Source organism: Tenacibaculum sp. 1B UA (assembly GCF_033978845.1).
Lineage (GTDB): Bacteria > Bacteroidota > Bacteroidia > Flavobacteriales > Flavobacteriaceae > Polaribacter.
In genome coordinates this window covers 1-17,496 of the sequence record NZ_JAKVUA010000031.1, presented here as the reverse complement: position 1 = coordinate 17,496, position 17,496 = coordinate 1, and the positions used below count along the sequence as shown (strand labels likewise).

Genomic DNA, 17,496 nt, shown 5'->3' with positions numbered 1-17,496 from the left:
CCTATGATAATAATTATAGAAGTATTTTAGTGAAAAGTTAATGAGTTTTTACTTGTTTTTTACCACAGTACTTTGTTACCCACTGGCTTTATTCCGTTCAGCTTGGTTTTCAGCGTTGGCAAAGACATACTCTTTTGCAATTTTTGGCTTGTGTGTCGGCTGAAGCGAATTGCAAATGTGTATGGCTTTTAGCGTTGGCTTTTTAACAACAACTTTTATTTTCTTGAATTGGTGGACAAGCTACTGTACCATAAGAACAATAAACACAACAATCTCCTTCTTTTGGCTTTAAAACTTTTTTACAATTTTCGCATTCGTAGAAAAATTGACAAGCGTTTGTTGGCATATCTTCCACTTTTTTATGTCCGCAGTTTGGACAAGTTATTTCAGATTTTAATATAGTTTCCATTAATTTTCTTTTTTGTCGGTTACTTTATAACCTGTTGAGTTAATTGCTTTTTCGATTTCCGTTTCGTTGGTTTTAGTTTTGTCAAATTCAATGATTGCATTTCCATTTTCGTAGGACGCTTTTGAGTTTATAATTCCGTTGAGTTTATTTACTTCGTGGTTAACGTGTTCTTCGCAACTTGCACAGGTCATTCCGCTGATTTTAAATTCAGTTGTTTTAATGTCCGATTTGTCAACTACGATTATTTGCTTTTCTGTGTTTGGGTAAAAAATTCCTGAATAATATGGGAAAGCCAACATTACTATTGCAAATACGGTTACAATTCCTAAAAACTTTTTTGATTGAATAAATTTTGGTTTTTCGTCTGTCTCACATTTGCAGTCAATTTCTTTTCGAGGTTTTAGTTTTTGATACCAAGCAAAACCAAGAACTAAAATTGTCAGTCCGATTAGATAAGGTCTAAAAGGTTCAATCCAAGAAAATGTTGAAGCAATTCCGCTTGTTCCTGCGATTAGAGCCAAAACAGGTGTAATACAGCATAATGAAGCTGTAATTGCAGTTAACAAACCTGCACCAATTAATTTGTTTTCACTTTTCATATCGTTTCTAAAATTTTGTTTTTATCAAGTATCTCAAAGAATGGATTTAGTAATTTTTCGTATTCAGCCGTGAGTGAGTAAAAAATCGTTTGAGCTTCTCTATCGGTTTCTAATAGATTTCGGTCTTTCATTTTCCTTAAGTGTTGGGAAATAGCAGAAATGTTCATTCCAAGAATATCGCTCAAATCACAAACGCAAAGTCTTTTTTCCTCAAAGAGTAGGTAAAGTATTTTCAGTCGAACGCTATTTCCGACTAATGAAAGTCCATTTGCCAAATAGTCGAACGATTCGTTTAATGCCGAAACTGTGTCTTTACAACGGTTTATTTGTTCAATATCGGCTTGTTGTCTTATGCAAGAATTATTTTCCATAAAACAAAGTTACGATTATTTCTTATTTAAGCAAATACTTAAATACATAATTCTCAAGCGTTGGGAAAATTTTAGCTCTTTTGGTTTTTATAGTGTTGGATTTGTGTGTCGGAAAAAACCGAAAGTGCTAAAATGTGCGGCTGGTTTTCAGCTTGTGGGTAACTTGTTTATATAGATGTAAAATACATTGTTATACAACTTAATTTATACTGTAAGCGATGTATATGTACATCTTTATTTAAACTAAAAATAGGTTAAATATTAAAATCATCAAAAGGATTTTTAATTTTTTCTAAACTAGTTGTACTAATATGAGTATAAATCATGGTCGTTTTAGGATTATTATGCCCTAATAATTCTTGAATAAATCTAATATCTGTTCCATTTTCTAGTAAATGAGTAGCGTAACTGTGGCGTAGGGTATGAAGTGTTATGTTTTTATTAATCTTACAGGTATTTATAGCTCTTTTTAGAACTTGTCTAGCACTTATAGAACTGTATTTTGGTTTTGTTTGTCCTTCAAAAAGAAAAATAGAGGGGTTGTACTGTTTTATGTATTTTCTAATTAACTCAATCATAATAGGGGAAACAGGAACAACCCTGTCTTTTTTACCTTTTCCAGATTTTATATGTAATAAACGCCTATTTAAGTCAATCGAGTTAGTTTTTAAATTTATAGCTTCTCCTATTCTTAATCCACAAGAATAGATTAAGCTCAGTAAGGTTTTATGTTTTACATTTTTTATAGAAGTCAATAATAATTTTACTTCATCTAAACTTAATACTTCAGGTAATTTTTTGCTTTTTCTAGGTCTGTCTAAATTATTTAAGTTTAGTTTGTTATTTGTGTTATATTTATAAAATAATTTAATTGCATTAATTAATTGATTTTGAAAAGTTGAAGAAAAGTTATTCTTGATTATATATTCATTATTAAAAGTTTCAATATCTTTTTTGGTTATATTTTGAATATTCCCTTGATGATTGAATCTAAAAAAAAGTTCAATCATTGAGATATAGGTTTTGATAGTGTTTGGGCTATACCTCATTTGAATTAACCACTTTTTAAAAGCACCAATTGAAGAATAAAATTTTCGTTCTAAAGGGGGTAATTGTTTACGTTTTCTTGATTTATTTACTAGTTGACTGTAATCAACTTTATAATTGTTTTTATTTAGGTAACTACAAAAACTATTTGCATTTTGTTTAGAAAAAGGCAAGTAAAATGTTTTATGTGTTTTACTCCATTTAACTAAAGGGTGTTTTTTGATGTACTGCTTAACAGTAAAGTCATAATCAAACTCAATTTTAATTTGATTGATTTTATGGTGTATAAAAAAAGATAATGTTATTTTTTTCATAGAGTATTTTTTTATTCAAAAGCTATAATAAAAATAGACTTTTTTTTATACATTTGGGATTATAATAGTAAACAATATCGTAAACGATTTTGTAAGTTTTAATTATAAAAAAGCGAGAAAATTGGCATTCCTTCGAACTCATAACCCGAAGGTCACTGGTTCGAGTCCAGTTCCCGCTACTAATTTAAAAGCTAATAATCTTTAAAATAGATTGTTAGCTTTTTTTCTTCCCGAAACTCTCCCGATTATTTGATTTAGCAATGTTTTCAATGGTGTGAAATGAGTTGTTTTTCATAAAGTTTCATAAAGAGTTTTAAATTTTTGTGACAAGATTATAAATAAATTGCTTTCTCTTTACTGTTCTAGTGTTTCAGCTTATAAGTTTTGTTGAATTAAATATATTTTATTGAGTAAAACTATGTAGTATAAATATTGTACTATACGTATTGTTTACAGCCGAAGAGAAAGAATAATTGCGAAAAAAATATCTGAAGGTTTGATTTAGATAGCCCTACCCGCCTAAATATAATCAATTTTTCTTTTTTAAGTGACGGGGGTATTCTATTATAGGGTATGTTGTTGACCTGTTTTTCTAGTTTATTTTATGTAAGTCTTGTATTATAATGGGAAGCCTTATCTTAATTCAGGTTTTCCGTAATTTTATTCCTAATCTTTATTTTAAACTTACACCTGCTTCTTGAAAAGGTAAAGAGCTTTAGTTAAATTGATTAATGTTTTTAATAAGTAATACAATAATGAGAGTTTTGAAAAATAGTATAATGTTTTGATGATGAGGTATTTTTTGTTATTTTCATTTTTTATTATGCTATGAGTGGAAAGATTACCAGCGATGCTTTCAAGCAAAAAAAAGGAGATTTAAGGCACTATGCGGAAGCAGTTGAAGTGTGTTTAAAAGCAAATGAGGATGATATCGTACATATTGAGAATTATGGAGATATATCTACACTTACTACTTCAATAGAGGTTAAAGACCTTCAGGACTCAATTACTTTGGGATCTTATCAAGTATGGAATACTTTAAAAAATTGGGTTGTTGATTTTCATGTGTTTAATCAATTTGATAAATTATTGTTGTTAACTACTTCACCTATTATTACTGATAATTCAATTCAAAAATGGAATAATCTAAAAAAGGAAGATAAGCTAACTGAATTAATTAATGCTTCCGAAAGAATAAAACAAAGAGTAAACGCATCAAAAGAAAAGTTAGAGTTATTTGGTAAGGTTTTAAAATTTACTGAAGATTATACGAAGTCTGACTTATTAGGTATTTTAGATAAATTTCATATATGTTTATCGAGGGTGTCTTCAAAAAAGAAATATGAAGAATTAGAAAAACTTGAAGTTTTTAAATTACACACTAAAGCTACAACAAGAACAATGATTGCTGGAGTAGTGGATTTTATATTTCGTAAAGGTTTAGAGGGAAGAAATAAGTGGCAAATTAGTGTGTCTGAACTGCATAGGGTTTTAATGCGTTTAGCATCTGGTTCAAAGAAAAAAATACCACAATTATTGAAGCAATATGAAAAAATATCCATAGAGGATTATGAAGAAACATTATTTGTTAATGAAATGAAAAAGATAGAAATGGATAGCGATGAAATAGAAGGGGCAATTGGAGATTATTGTAGAACACATGATTCTATAATAGATTTATTAGATGAAAATAGCTTATATAACGACGATATAGAGGAATACAGGAAAAGTAAGCTTTTCAGGTATCTGAACGGAAATAAAAAAATAGCTAATCTCGAATCTGGAAATAGAATAAAAAAATCGCAAAAAAACTTTCTCAATTGTTTGTATAAAATGGAATTGATTGACTTAGAGCTTATTGAGAATGAGCATTTTTTTCAAAGAGGAAATATTCACTCTATTGTTGATGAGGGATTGTTTAAATGGTTGTTAGATGAAAGTTAAAAGTATTAAAGATATTACAGAAAATCCTTTTTGGTTAAGCAGTGCGTTACCATATTTTTTTGAAGGATATGGAAAAGAAAAAATAGATATTAATATTATGTATTTAATACTACCATTTATTCTAACAAAAAGTATTAGAGATAGCATACTAATTACAGCGAATTCTTCTAGCTCTTTTGACTCTTTGTTTTATACTCCAGCTAGTAAATCCAAAAATAAAAAGAATAAGATGTTTGAAACATACAATGACTCGTTAATGAATAAAACATCGTTAGTTGTTATTGAAGAAAAGTATCATGGATATAAAGAGTTAATGAATAGGGTTTTAATATTAGCTTTTAAGGAGGGTTATTTCAGTCTTAAAAATGCTCATATCGTCCCTTTGAAGGTTTATGATTACTCAAAAGCTAAAGAAAAAGAAAATTTCCTTTTTGATTATTTTAAGTGTATGAGAAATCTAGGTATTGTTTTTGGAAAAGAGTCAACATCTAATTTATATAGAAAATGTCAAATAAGTAAAATATAATGAATTGTTATATTAAGGAAATACTCCTATTTGGAGAGGGAAATGAAAAGCGAATAGTGCCATTAAAGCAAGGGTTGAATGTTATAACAGGAGCTTCTCAAACAGGTAAAAGCGCGCTAATTGAAATAGTAGACTATTGCTTTTGTAGTAAATTTTCTTCTATTCCTAGAGGAAAAATAAATGATTGGACTGATTTATACTCTATTGTTTTGGAAAAGCAAGGTGAATATATGGTCATAGGGAGGAGGCGTTTTAGTTCTGGCGGGGATGTTAATATGTACTGTAGTGTTACAAGTGATTATTCAAAGATTCGAAATATAGAAATATCTTATTTTAATAATTCATCACCTCAAAAATTAACTTCTGTAAAAAAACAAATAGGACAGTTTTTTGGAATCACTGTAAAAAACACAAATGAGACTTTAAATACTAAGAAAGAAGGGCATACTGCTAGTATTAGGAATTTAACATCTTTTATGTTCCAGTATCAGAATTTAATAGCTAGTAAACATGCTTTGTTTAGTAGGTTTGATGACCCAATTAGAAAAAAAGATACTATTAGTCAATTGCCAGTTTTTTTAGGATGGGTAGATGATAAATATTATTCTTATGTTAGAGAGAGAGAACTATTATTAGTTAAACAAAATAGGCTTTTAAAATTAATTGAAAGAGAAGAGAAACAGATTGAGAAACAAACTAAAGAGTTAAATGCTCATTTTAAAAATTATTACTCAATTATTGGAAAGAGATTTACTGAAGCTTACTCTGTTGAAGAATTGCTAATATTAAGAAATCAATTACCTGATTATAATGAAAAAACTTTTGTTAGTGAAACTTTATCAAGTAGATATATTGAACGAAAGGAATATAGAGATAGGATAAAATCTAAACGGGATTTAATTCAAAAGAGAATAGCTAACATTGAACTATATGATAGTTATACTGCTAATTACCAAGTTAGCTTGCTTGAATTAAGTGATAAAGCTGATAAAGGAAAGAATATAAGAAACAATACTAAAAACAATTGCCCTGTATGTGGACAGGATAGTAGCGAAGTTATTATTGAAGAATTAAAAAAACTAAACGAAGCAAGGCAGGATTTGCAGGAAGAATTAAAGAAGACAAAAGACTTTAAAGAAGATTATAGTTCTGAACTTCAAAAATTAAATATAGAGAAAGATAGATACGATACTGAGTTGAGAAAAGTTAACTCACAAGTGAAGTATTTGGAAAGGCAGTTTAAGGACATTGAAGGCTTTAAATCTACAGGAGAAAGAGCAATCTATGCTAAGGCTAAGTTAGATTTAATTATTGATAATATAGCTAATTCATCACTGTTGACTAGTTATAAAGAAGAACTTAACGAGGTTAAAAAAGGTTTAAAAGATTTAACGGTTAGTTTAGGTGTTTTTGATATAGAGAGTAAATTAAATAATGCTCAAAAGATGTTAAATGATAGTATTGGGGATGTTTGCTCAAACCTAGACTTTGAAAAAAGGTTTTTACCAGTTAATCCTCAATTTGATATACGAGATTTTACATTTTCTATTTTTGATAATAAGAATAAGACAAGAATAAGATTGAGTGAATTGGGAAGTGGTTCGAATTGGTTAGCAACTCATATAGGAGTCTTTCTAAGCTTCTTAAAACTCTCTTCAGTTGAGGGAAAATCAAAAATACCAAGTGTGTTGTTTTTTGACCAGCCAAGTCAAATATATTTTCCAAATGAACCAGAAAAAAAAGATGAAAAAAAGAAAAATAAAGAGTTTGAAAAAGTAGAGAATATTTATAATGTAATACTAGATAAATTGAAAGAAATAAAAGAAGAGTCAGGTTATTCACCCCAAGTTATAATAACTGACCACGCTGATAATCTCAATTTAAAGAAAGGTTATCATTATGAAAGTTTTGTAGTTAAAAGATGGTGGGGTGATTCAAATGAGAAAGCCTTGATATAATAATTAAACATAAAAGTAAATTGACTTATTTAAGAAAAAACAATCTTTATATTTGTGGAGTCATTAACAGATGATAAAAAATATTTAGGAAAGCGTTAAGCTGTTGTACTGTAAAGAAATCGCCAATTTTAATACAGCAAGTATAACAAGATTTGATGCTCTCGTCCTTTTGGGCGTGAGTTAGTACTTGTTTGCTGTGGGTTTTGGCGAACCTCTTTACTACAAGGTTTGAAACCTCACGCTTCTTTATTTAGCTATAACAATATCTATTTTGGGGTTTAATAGATTATAAAATCTATTATTATGAAAAAAATATTTCATTTTGCTTTAGTGGTATTATTTACCAGTATGTTTATTAATTGCTCTAGCTCGTCTGAGGAAGAAGTTTATTCTATTGTTGGGACTTGGAGTTTTTCTCAAAGTATAGAGAATGGAATAGATGTTTTGAGCGATTGTGAAAGAAATGGCACGGTAACTTTTAATGAAGATAAAAGCTTTGAGGGTAAGTACTTTGCTTTAAATAACTCTAATTGTGTTTTAGATGATACTTTAACAGGGACATGGTCTAAATTAAATAATGGAGAATACACATTAGTTAGTAAACAAGTAACAATTAGTTTTTCTGGTGAAAATACACTCATTGTAAGAGAAAATGGAAAAGAAGATTATGAAGTTTGGGTAAGATGATAATGCTTAATTAATGTAATATGCCTCGTATTTATTATACTAAAAAAGAGTTTTTAAGAAATAAGAAAGAAGTTTTAACAGAATCAGAATATCTCTTTTTAAGAGATAATTATAATCGTTTTACTCAAAGAGAAAAAGAGATAAATAAAAATGAATTAAAAGAGTTATTAAAAAGAGATTATAGTTTTAGGGGGTTGATAAAGTTTTTTTTGGCTTGGTGTGTAGGGTTGTTAATTTTAAGTTTAATTGACTCATTTTTTATATTGCCGAGAGACATAACAGAGTTTTATTTAGCAGGGATATTTATTGCAATAGTATGGTTGTTTGCTCGAATAGGGGGAAGGTTATTTACATCGGATAGTTACCACTCTTATTATAGGGACTTTATTAAGTTTTATTATAAACATAGATTAATAATTGAGGAGACTAATAATTACTTAGAATATAAAGAAAAAGCTATTGCAAAAAGCAAATCTTTTTTTAGTTGAGATAATTAATTAGAGAACAGACTAACTTCTTGTTAGTCTGTTTTATAAAATATTCAGTAGGAAAGGAATTAGAAATAAAGCTTTGTTTTTTGAGATTAAGATGTTAATTTCCATAGCTTTTTCTTTAACGTGTTTATAGTGTTTTTCGATGGTCTTTTTATTCATTCCAGTTTCCTTTGTTAATTTTTTTTGAGTGATTTTTCCTAAAAATTTATAATCCCAATTTTCAACAAGCTCTTTTAGTTTTTCTATTGTTTTTTTCGTTCTGTTTGCGCCTGTAATCTTGTTTGTAATAGCTCTTTTTTCTTTTGGTGTTAAATTACTCTTAGGATTAAAAACAACCCTTCTAGGAGTGTTTAAAAGAGGTTGTAGAATATCAGTTTTTTCAATTTTCCATACTATTTTGTCAACTTCATAGTCTGGTAATGGTTCTTCGCATCTACTAAGGTTGATATTGTGTATAAATTGCCTAAAACTTTCAAATTCCATTTCAACATTTAAAGCTCTTAGCTGATATGTTAATGTTGATAGGACTTCATTTCTTTCTCCTATTTTAATAATTGGAGGAATCCACGCTTTAGCAGTCATTCCTTTTTCATCAGGAAATACAATATAGTCTTCTCCGTTAAAATCAATTTCTTCAAGATTATCATATTTAACTTCATATTTTCCCCCCATTTCAGTAGTAACCTTCTTTTCTTTTTTTAAGTATGTTACTGTATTGGGGGTGTTTTTAAATTCTTTCTCAACTTCCCATGTAGTAGAGTTGTTGTTAACATATATGTTAGGGTCGTAGCTTAATACTGTATATTGAGTAGCTTTACTAGCTCTTATATCACTTTTAATACCTAGTTTTTTTGATATATCTTTATAGGTGTCTTTAAAATTGCTTATAGATAAACCATTAACCTTTACTAAAACACCTCTTCCTTTTCCAGATAGTGAATGCCAGATAGCAAATATTAAAGGATTTGATAAATCAATGTTAGTTTCATTATCAACGTCGATATATATAACCCCTGTTGCTTTATCAATATTTTTGTTTGATTTTCTATTTGTAAAAGAAAAATTAAGAGTGTAACAAGGTAAACTAGCTTTAACTTTATTATATTCTTCCTCTCTGTCATGAACTTTTAGCTCACGGGCTTTTAATATTTTACTCTTGGTATAGCTATCGGGAGATTTTATTCTATCAATAAATTCATAAATATCTATTTGTTCAATAGGAGTAGGTGACTTGATGTTTTTAAATAAACTAGGCATTTAAAATACCTCCTTCCTTTCTTAAATAGTTTGTTAATTGACTTTTTAGGTATAGGTTTTTTCGACCCGATTTAACAGGAGAAAGCTTATTTTGCTTAACTAACCTCCACAGCGTTGTTGAAGAGCATTTTAAAAATTCACAAGCTTCTTTCTGTGTTAAATATTCTTCTTCATTACAATTTTGTTCTTTAGGTTTTTGAATTACTAAAAGCTTAACTACTTCTTCTTTGGTTTTTTCGACAATTTGTTTAATCAGTTCCTCAGAACTAATTCCTGTAAAAATTATATCACTCATATTTTATAGTTTATTTGTTAATATGAGCGCAATTTAAGTAGGCTTTTTAGGGAGAGGAAATAAGGGGAATCTCTTTGTTTTTAGGCTGTTGTAAAAGCTGGGAAAGAAAAAAATAAAGGGGAATAAAAGGGGAACTTTTTTTATGAAAAGGGGAATAAAGGGTTATTCAAATAAAAAATCATATTTAAATATTGAGCTTAAAGGTCTAGCTTTATATTTACTTTCTCTTCTCAAAGTATCCAAATCTGTATGATATCTTTCTTCAAAAAACAGAAAACCTCTTGTTATGTCAATGGTTTTTCGCATTACTGGGTGTTTTCGATTTCTTAAAACTCTTACAAAATCAACTAATTCTGTTTTCTTTCCAATCCAAGAAAAAGTTGAATCTGGATTCAATATTAAATACTTGTTGTCAATTAGTTTTTGTTCAAGTTCTTTTAACTCGTTTATATTATCATCGAAAATATGTTTGCTAAGGTTCTTATATAGAGGGTTTCCTTCATTTTCTTTCTTAGATATTTTAATATAGTCTGAATACTTATCTTCAAAAGATATTAAACAAGATGTAAAACTTTCTAAATAAATGTCAGCCACAACTTGCTGGATTTTATTAAGTTTTAATTTTTTTACCTGAGTGATTGCATTCTTAATTTGATTATGTTCATGATTGAGCAATTCTTTAAGTTGAAATTCAGTTTTAGAATTTAAAGCAGCTTCTTGAATATTTGTTAAATAGTATTCGTCCATTTCTTCAATAACTGTTTTTATATCTTTTTTTAAGTCTGTTAAATTGAGGTTTTTTTCAAGCTTGTCAAAATCAAACTCTTTGCTAATTATTTTTTTATTTTTTGGATAGCTATATTGAGAGAAAACTTCAGGTTCTCCATTTATATATCCCTCTATATATTTGTATTTCCAGCATTTAAAAATAGTTTCTTCAGTTAAGGGTAGAATAGGCACACCAAAATTATGTTCTTTATCTTTTAGTTCAATAAGAAAAACTTTGTTTATATCCTCGATAGAGCTTATTAAATAACTCTTTTTTATGTTTTCAATGCTCAATTTATGATACTATTTTAAGGTTCTTGCTTTCTTCTTGCTTCCAGTGTTCTTTAACAATTTCGATATATTCTTGTCTAGATATTTTTACGTAATCTAATAATTGTTTTTCTGACGTATGAGTAGTGATAGCCATTATTGCTTGATTTGGTATTTTTCCATAATGATTGGTAACAAATGACCTTCTACAAATATGACTACTGACAAGTTCATTCTTTGGGTAAATACCCCTAATATTTCTATTCTTATCTTTGTCTCTTTTGTCTCCTATTATTTTTTCTCTTATTCCTGCATCAAAGCATATTTCTTTAATTACTTTGTTGAATTTTACTTCTAATGCAGTTGGAGTTAAGGCAAATTTAGGTAGCTCCCCTTTTCTTTTGTCTAATATTTTTCTTACTTGTGGGTGAATTGGAATTCTTGCTGGTGCAGAAGTCTTTTTAGTGCTGCTAATAAGTATTGTATCTTGTTGGATTTGTAATCTGTCTAATTCTCTAAAGTCACTAATTCTTAGACCAGTCCATAAACCAATAATGAATAAGTCTCTGAATTTATCTCTTTCAGGGTCTGAAATCTCCAAATCATAAATAAGTTGTATTTCCTCAGTGCTTAAATAAGGGTCTAGAGGTTTACTTCTTCTATAAGTAAAGCGTCTGCTTTTGAATTCAGGGTTTATATTATAACTTCTTACTTCAGCTTCTCTACAAAAGGTCTTTATCTGACTTATATATTTTTCTATAGTGCTGTTACCGTATTCTTTCTTTACAAGAAAGGAGATAAACTTACCGTGAAAATCTAAACCTATATCAGAGTGTTTAAGTTTAGTTTTATGTTTTTCTTCAAACTCTTGAAGTCTTTTTAATGTTGTGTTGTATTTTTTTATTGTTTTATCATTGATAATTTTACCAGAACTAATGTTGACTCTAGATTTTGACTCTTCTATCCAGTTTTTTATAAAAGGAACAAAGTATATTTCAAAATCGTTTCCATTTTTCGGACGCTTATTAAATCTATTTATAACGTTTTGTAACCAATGTTTATCAATCGTTTCTCCCTGAGTATAACTTCTGTTGTGTTCAGAAAGTATTTGATTTTTTAGTTCTTCAAAGTGTTTTATTATTTCTTCTTTGTTTGGTATGTTTTCAGCTAAAGTTTTGAACCTTTGTAGTTTATTGTTCCAATGGTTAGGGTTGATTAATAGACCTGTTTTTAGAGTTAAATCAAACTCTTTGCTATGATAAAACCTAACATAAAAGTGCGAGGGAATCTTTCTACCTTTAACTATAAATTTTATTGATGCCATGAAGCAAATATATTTATTTTCCCGAAATATTCCCGAAAAAAGAGGGGTTTATTTAAATTTCATAGAGCGTCTAGAAATAAATAATTTCTATATCCTTTGATTTTACTGAGTTTTTTGATGTTTTTGAAAGTAGTTGAAATTTTATGAAAAAATAAAACGTAGTCCAGTTCCCGCTACTAAGCAAAGGCTTTCAATTTAATTGAAAGCCTTTTGTTTTTTTATTAGTGTAGATTACTTTTTTTCTATATAAAAATAAGATCTTCTATTTTGTTGATGTTCTTGTTCGGTACACTTATTTTGATTTAGATCATTACAGTTGTTTAATAACTGTTCTTCTCCGTAACCAATAGCACTTTTAATCCTTTTTGATGAAATACCTCTTGATAGAATGTAGTCTTTAGTAGATTTAGCTCTTTTATTAGAAAGTAGTTTGTTATGTGCTTTTGAGCCTCTGCTGTCGGTATGAGATTCGATTCTTATGTTAATATTAGGATTGTCTTTCAAAACAGAAATGATATACTCTAACTCGTATTCGGCGTCTTCACGAATATTATATAGGTCAAAATCAAAGTAAATAGGATTTATAATGATTTGATCATCTACTATTAAAGATTCAAGTTGGATGTTCTCAGTAATTAACCTTTTGTTAATGTCAAGTGTTTTTGTGTTTTTTTGAGAGTTTCGATAATCTTTTTTTGAAGCGATGACTACAAAGCTCTTTTCGCAATCTATTTTTTCAAATAAATAACTACCATCTTTATTGGTTGTTTTAGTAAAAATAGGCTCTCCTTGTTTGTTTATAAGCTGAACGGTAGCATTGGGAATAGGATTGCCTGTTTTTGAGTCAGATATAACCCCTTTAATATTTTCTTTACAATCGTATATTCTAAAACTATAAATATCATCATCTCCCTTACCTTCTTTCCTGTTAGAAGAAAAGTAACCTTGAGTATGTTTGTCGTTAATAATAAAAGCAAAATCATCAAAAGAACTATTTACAGGGCTTCCTAAATTTACTGGTTTTGTATAAGAGTTACTCGTGATTTTTGCCTCAAAAATATCTAAACCTCCTAAGCCAATATGCCCATCAGAAGAAAAATACAAAACATTATCATTCCCTATAAAAGGAAACATTTCTTTGCTTTCTGTATTAATAGTCTTACCCAGGTTTTCTGGTTTTCCATAGGTGTTGTTTTCTAAAATTGCTATTTTATAAATATCGGTATCTCCGTAGCCATTTGGCATATCAGAAACAAAATAAAGTGTTTTTTCGTCAGGGCTAAGAGCAGGGTGTCCGCAAGAAAAACTATTACTATTAAAAGGCAGTTTTTTTATATCTCCCCAAAAGTTTCCTTTTTTAGAAGCTTTATAAATTTTAAGATGAGAAATATTATTTTCATCCCCTATTAATCGCTTACCGTCAAAGTTATCTCTGGTGAAATAAGCTGTTTTTCCATCTTTAGAAATAACAATGTTTGATTCGTGATATTTAGAGCTCAACCCTTCAAGAATGACAGGTTTACCTACATCTAAAATTGAATCGTTACTTTGTTTTGCTTTATAAATGTTTAAATATGGTTGCTTATTCCATCGATAGAGTTTTTTGTCTTTTTCTGTTTTGGGTTGGGTAGAAGAAAAGTATAAATGATTATCATAAATGTACCCACCAAAGTCTGAATAAGAAGTGTTGCTAGATAGGTTATGGATGTTTATATAGGTCTTTTCTCGATTAGAGTATTCAACAAAATAATTAGCATTTTCTTCTAACGCTTTCACACGACTATCGTTTTTATTTAATTTTAATAGCCACTTGTCAGATTCTTTTATTTTACCATTAGTTTTTAAGACCTGTGCATATCTAAATATATGTTTGGGTTTAGCAGAGTTTTCATATAATTTCATTAACTCTTGATAATTTTTCTCAGCTAGAATATATTTAAAATTGAAATAATAAGAATCTCCCAACCTACTTAATACAGTATAAGAGTTATCTCCTTTATCGTGAATAGTTTGATATAATTCAGCAGATTTTTTATAAGAAAATTCTTCAAAATACCTATTAGCAGCATACTTTCGCTGGCCACTAATGGTAGTTGGTATGAATACTATTATAAGTAAAAAATGTATTGCTTTTTTCATCTCATTTATCATTTAAAAGAACCTAGGGGATTTTATTGCTGGTTCTTTGAATATTTCCCACTTTATCATTAGTTCATAGGTTCCAGAGTTGTAGTTACTATAATTAGAGGTGGTAAGGTCATAGGCCAATCCTATATGTAAATTTCTAGAAGCTTGAAGCCCTATTAAAGCACTAATAGAATCGTCCCATCTCCAAGCTATACCTGCTGTAAATTTTTCATTGAAAAGAAAGTTAGCAGATACATCTAATGATAAAGGTGCTCCACTTACAATTTTTGTTAGAAATGCGGGTTTAAACTTAATGCTTTCATTTAGGTTAAATACATAGCCACCAATTAGAAATAAGTGCATTCGTTCTTTTGCAATATCACCTCCATTATTAGAATCATCGTAATGATCTGTGCTAATAAAGTTTGGAATAGCGGCTCCTAAATACCAATTAGAAGTATAGTAATAAATACCTGCTCCAATAGTTGGTAAAAATTTATTAATGTTTCCAGTTAAACTCTTGTCATCTCTGTCTTTAACAAGGCCTTTATTCCAGTCAACATTTAAATATCTTCCACCAAGTTTTAACCCCAAAGCCAAATTACCTTCATCACTAGTACGAACCGTATAAGAAGCATTAACGTCTAGGAAAATTTCATTGGCAGGACCTATTCTATCGTTAGTAAGATTGATACCTAATCCAACTCCGCTAAAGCCTAGAGGAGTATCGAAACTTAGCGTTTGAGTGTCAGGAGCTCCTTCAATACCAACCCATTGAGTTCTGGCAAGAGCATTTATTATAGTGTGGCCACTAGACCCAGCATATGCAGGGTTTACACTCATAGTGTTATACATGTATTGGGTATATTGAGGATCTTGTTGAGCATTTACATTTATTAATATTTGTATTAAGAATATTAATGTGTATAAGTGTTTTAATTTCATATTATTTTTTTTATCTATTAATGTATAACCAGCCTACTTTTGGTTTTGATCCATCACCTAAATCGATAACATAGAAATAGGTGCCTGAAGGTAATTTCTCATCAACATTAATTGTTGTTCTTCCATTAGAAGTTCCGTTAAAAACAACGTCTTTATTGTTATAGCCAGAAGCTTTGTATACAGTGTTACCCCATCTATTAAAAATCTCAACAGTATTATTACTATATTCGGGTCTGTCTATACAAGAGATGAAGAAAATATCATTATCACCATCACTACCAGGAGTCATGATATTATAGGGAGTACCACATGGTTTTGTATTAGGGTCTAGATAGTCAGGAATACCATTATCATCGGTGTCAAGAGCATCGTTAATTGTTGGGTCAGGATTACCAGGATTTTCATCTGAAGTGATAATACCATCGTTGTCATCATCAATATCTTGAAAGTCAGGAATACCATCTCCATCATTATCAGGAATATCTACAGGAGTACCTCCATTATCTGTATCATAAGTATCATCCAAACCATCTCCATCTGAGTCATTACCAGAAGGAAGACTATCAGGTATTCCATCACTATTATCATCATTTCCTTCAACAACATCTGGGACTCCATCATTATCACTATCAGTATCAAGGCTATCAGGAATTCCGTCTTCATCAGTATCTATGTTACCATCTCCTTCATCGGTATCTAAAATTCCATCATTATCATCATCAATATCGGTAATATCAGGAACTCCATCATTATCAGAGTCTAGTAAACTGTATAAATGAGTATCAGTGGCAGAAGCGGTATTTCCAGCAGTATCAGTCGTAGTAACACTAGCGTCTACTGTTGTATCTGGGTCTGCTGCTAAGTCTGAGCCTGGGACATCAATGCTGTAGTTTCCACTAGCGTTTACCGTTCCTGTGTAGGTGTTTCCGTTGATTACCAAGGTTACAGTATCATCCGTATTAAAATCACCAGTTACAGTTCCGGTCACAGGGATATTAGTTCCTGCTTCTGTTACGTCAATGATATTGTCTTGAGTGATGTCATCTATAACGATAGAAAGGGTAGGAGCTGTGGTGTTCACATTGTACATATGAGTATCGGTAGCAGAAGCGGTATTTCCAGCAGTATCAGTCGTAGTAACACTTGCTTCTACAGTGGTGTCAGGGTCGGCTGCTAAGTCTGAACCTGTGACATCGATGCTGTAGTTTCCACTAGCGTCTACCGTTCCTGTGTAGGTGTTTCCGTTGATTACCAAGGTTACAGTATCACCCGTATTAAAATCACCAGTTACAGTTCCGGTCACAGGGATATTAGTTCCTGCTTCTGTTGCGTCAATGATATTGTCTTGAGTGATGTCATCTATAACGATAGAAAGGGTAGGAGCTGTGGTGTCCACATTGTACATATGAGTATCGGTAGCTGAAGCGATATTTCCAGCAGTATCAGTCGTAGTAACACTTACTTCTACAGTGGTGTCTGGGTCGGCTGCTAAGTCTGAACCTGGAACATCAATGCTGTAGTTTCCACTAGCATCTACAGTACCTGTGTAGGTGTTTCCGTTGATTGTTAAGGTTACCGTGTCTCCTGTATTGAAATCACCACCTACCGTTCCGGTTACTGGAATGGTTGTTCCTGCTTCTGAGGCATTGACAATGTTGTCTGCCGTAATGTTGTCTACACTAATGGTAGGTACTGGAGCCGTCGTGTCTAGATTATAAACATGATTCGTGTTGGCAGAGCAAGTTGCATATGACAGGAAACTTGCTTCTACAGTGGTGTTTGGGTCAGCTGCTAATTCTGATCCTGGGACATCAATGCTGTAGTTTCCACTAGCACCTACTGTACTTATATAGGTGTTTCCGTTGATTGTTAAAGTTACGGTGTCTCCTGTATTGAAGTCACCGCCTACGGTTCCGGTTACTGGAATAGTGCCTCCTGCTTCTGAGGCATTGACAATGTTGTCTGCCGTAATATCATTTATAGTTAAGTTAACTAGCCCTCCTACGGTAATGGTTGCCGTAGCCGAAGTAGCTTCCGCACAGGCCCCACTTTGTACGACCGCACGGTATTGCGTGGTAGCAGTAAGGTTGGTAGCCGTTAAAGTAGTAGTGGTATTGGCGATATCGGTATCGGTGGTAAAGTTATCGGTAGAACTCTCCCA

At 30.5% G+C, this 17,496-nt stretch carries 16 protein-coding genes and 1 tRNA gene; 6 read left to right on the top strand and 11 right to left on the bottom strand.

The genetic code is table 11. The features are described from left to right. Positions 1–202 precede the first annotated feature (202 nt). From MK851_RS15365 to MK851_RS15350, 4 genes are all read right to left on the bottom strand, one after another. Complete coding sequence (locus MK851_RS15365; protein WP_085766308.1) at positions 203–409, bottom strand: GDCCVxC domain-containing (seleno)protein; 207 nt, start codon at positions 407–409, stop codon at positions 203–205. Next, positions 409–1,008 (bottom strand): mercuric transport protein MerTP, encoded by a 600-nt coding sequence (merTP, locus tag MK851_RS15360; protein WP_267149559.1) that lies wholly within the window; start codon positions 1,006–1,008, stop codon positions 409–411. The genes MK851_RS15365 and merTP overlap by 1 nt, the downstream gene beginning before the upstream one ends. Further along, the gene (locus tag MK851_RS15355; RefSeq protein ID WP_267149558.1) at positions 1,005–1,379 is read right to left on the bottom strand and encodes an ArsR/SmtB family transcription factor; all 375 of its coding nucleotides are present in this window, start codon (positions 1,377–1,379) and stop codon (positions 1,005–1,007) included. Before MK851_RS15355 ends, merTP begins: the two co-directional genes overlap by 4 nt. 254 nt (positions 1,380–1,633) lie before the next feature. Next, entirely contained in the window at positions 1,634–2,740 is a 1,107-nt protein-coding gene (locus MK851_RS15350; RefSeq protein WP_115900039.1) for a tyrosine-type recombinase/integrase, read from the bottom strand. Positions 2,741–2,851: 111 nt separating this feature from the next. Between MK851_RS15350 and MK851_RS15345 the strand changes: the two genes are divergently transcribed. The 6 genes from MK851_RS15345 to MK851_RS15320 all read left to right on the top strand — a co-directional run bounded on the left by MK851_RS15345 (position 2,852) and on the right by MK851_RS15320 (position 8,343). Then, a tRNA-Ser gene (locus MK851_RS15345) sits at positions 2,852–2,919 on the top strand. 649 nt (positions 2,920–3,568) lie between these two features. Next, positions 3,569–4,684 (top strand): hypothetical protein, encoded by a 1,116-nt coding sequence (locus tag MK851_RS15340; RefSeq protein WP_320244864.1) that lies wholly within the window; start codon positions 3,569–3,571, stop codon positions 4,682–4,684. Further along, positions 4,674–5,210, top strand: coding sequence for a three component ABC system middle component (locus MK851_RS15335; protein ID WP_320244862.1), 537 nt, complete (start codon positions 4,674–4,676; stop codon positions 5,208–5,210). The genes MK851_RS15340 and MK851_RS15335 overlap by 11 nt, the downstream gene beginning before the upstream one ends. After that, positions 5,210–7,168 (top strand): DUF3732 domain-containing protein, encoded by a 1,959-nt coding sequence (locus MK851_RS15330; RefSeq protein ID WP_320244860.1) that lies wholly within the window; start codon positions 5,210–5,212, stop codon positions 7,166–7,168. Before MK851_RS15335 ends, MK851_RS15330 begins: the two co-directional genes overlap by 1 nt. A 303-nt stretch (positions 7,169–7,471) precedes the next feature. After that, a complete protein-coding gene (locus tag MK851_RS15325) occupies positions 7,472–7,855 on the top strand; it encodes a lipocalin family protein (protein ID WP_320244858.1) in 384 nt (127 codons plus the stop codon). Between the two features lie 20 nt (positions 7,856–7,875). Next, entirely contained in the window at positions 7,876–8,343 is a 468-nt protein-coding gene (locus MK851_RS15320; protein WP_320244856.1) for a hypothetical protein, read from the top strand. Between the two features lie 42 nt (positions 8,344–8,385). Here MK851_RS15320 and MK851_RS15315 read toward each other — a convergent pair whose 3' ends face one another. From MK851_RS15315 to MK851_RS15285, 7 genes are all read right to left on the bottom strand, one after another. Further along, entirely contained in the window at positions 8,386–9,606 is a 1,221-nt protein-coding gene (locus tag MK851_RS15315) for a BT4734/BF3469 family protein (RefSeq protein ID WP_320244854.1), read from the bottom strand. Further along, positions 9,599–9,901, bottom strand: coding sequence for a helix-turn-helix domain-containing protein (locus MK851_RS15310; RefSeq protein ID WP_320244852.1), 303 nt, complete (start codon positions 9,899–9,901; stop codon positions 9,599–9,601). The genes MK851_RS15315 and MK851_RS15310 overlap by 8 nt, the downstream gene beginning before the upstream one ends. 162 nt (positions 9,902–10,063) lie before the next feature. Next, a complete protein-coding gene (locus MK851_RS15305) occupies positions 10,064–10,963 on the bottom strand; it encodes a hypothetical protein (protein WP_320244850.1) in 900 nt (299 codons plus the stop codon). Position 10,964: 1 nt separating this feature from the next. Continuing rightward, entirely contained in the window at positions 10,965–12,263 is a 1,299-nt protein-coding gene (locus MK851_RS15300) for a phage integrase SAM-like domain-containing protein (protein ID WP_320244848.1), read from the bottom strand. 231 nt (positions 12,264–12,494) lie between these two features. Next, positions 12,495–14,402, bottom strand: coding sequence for an OmpA family protein (locus MK851_RS15295; RefSeq protein WP_320244846.1), 1,908 nt, complete (start codon positions 14,400–14,402; stop codon positions 12,495–12,497). Positions 14,403–14,414: 12 nt separating this feature from the next. Then, positions 14,415–15,335 (bottom strand): type IX secretion system membrane protein PorP/SprF, encoded by a 921-nt coding sequence (locus tag MK851_RS15290; protein WP_320244844.1) that lies wholly within the window; start codon positions 15,333–15,335, stop codon positions 14,415–14,417. A 10-nt stretch (positions 15,336–15,345) separates the two neighbouring features. Continuing rightward, a partial coding sequence (locus MK851_RS15285; RefSeq protein ID WP_320244842.1) for an Ig-like domain-containing protein occupies positions 15,346–17,496 on the bottom strand: 2,151 nt, incomplete at its 5' end.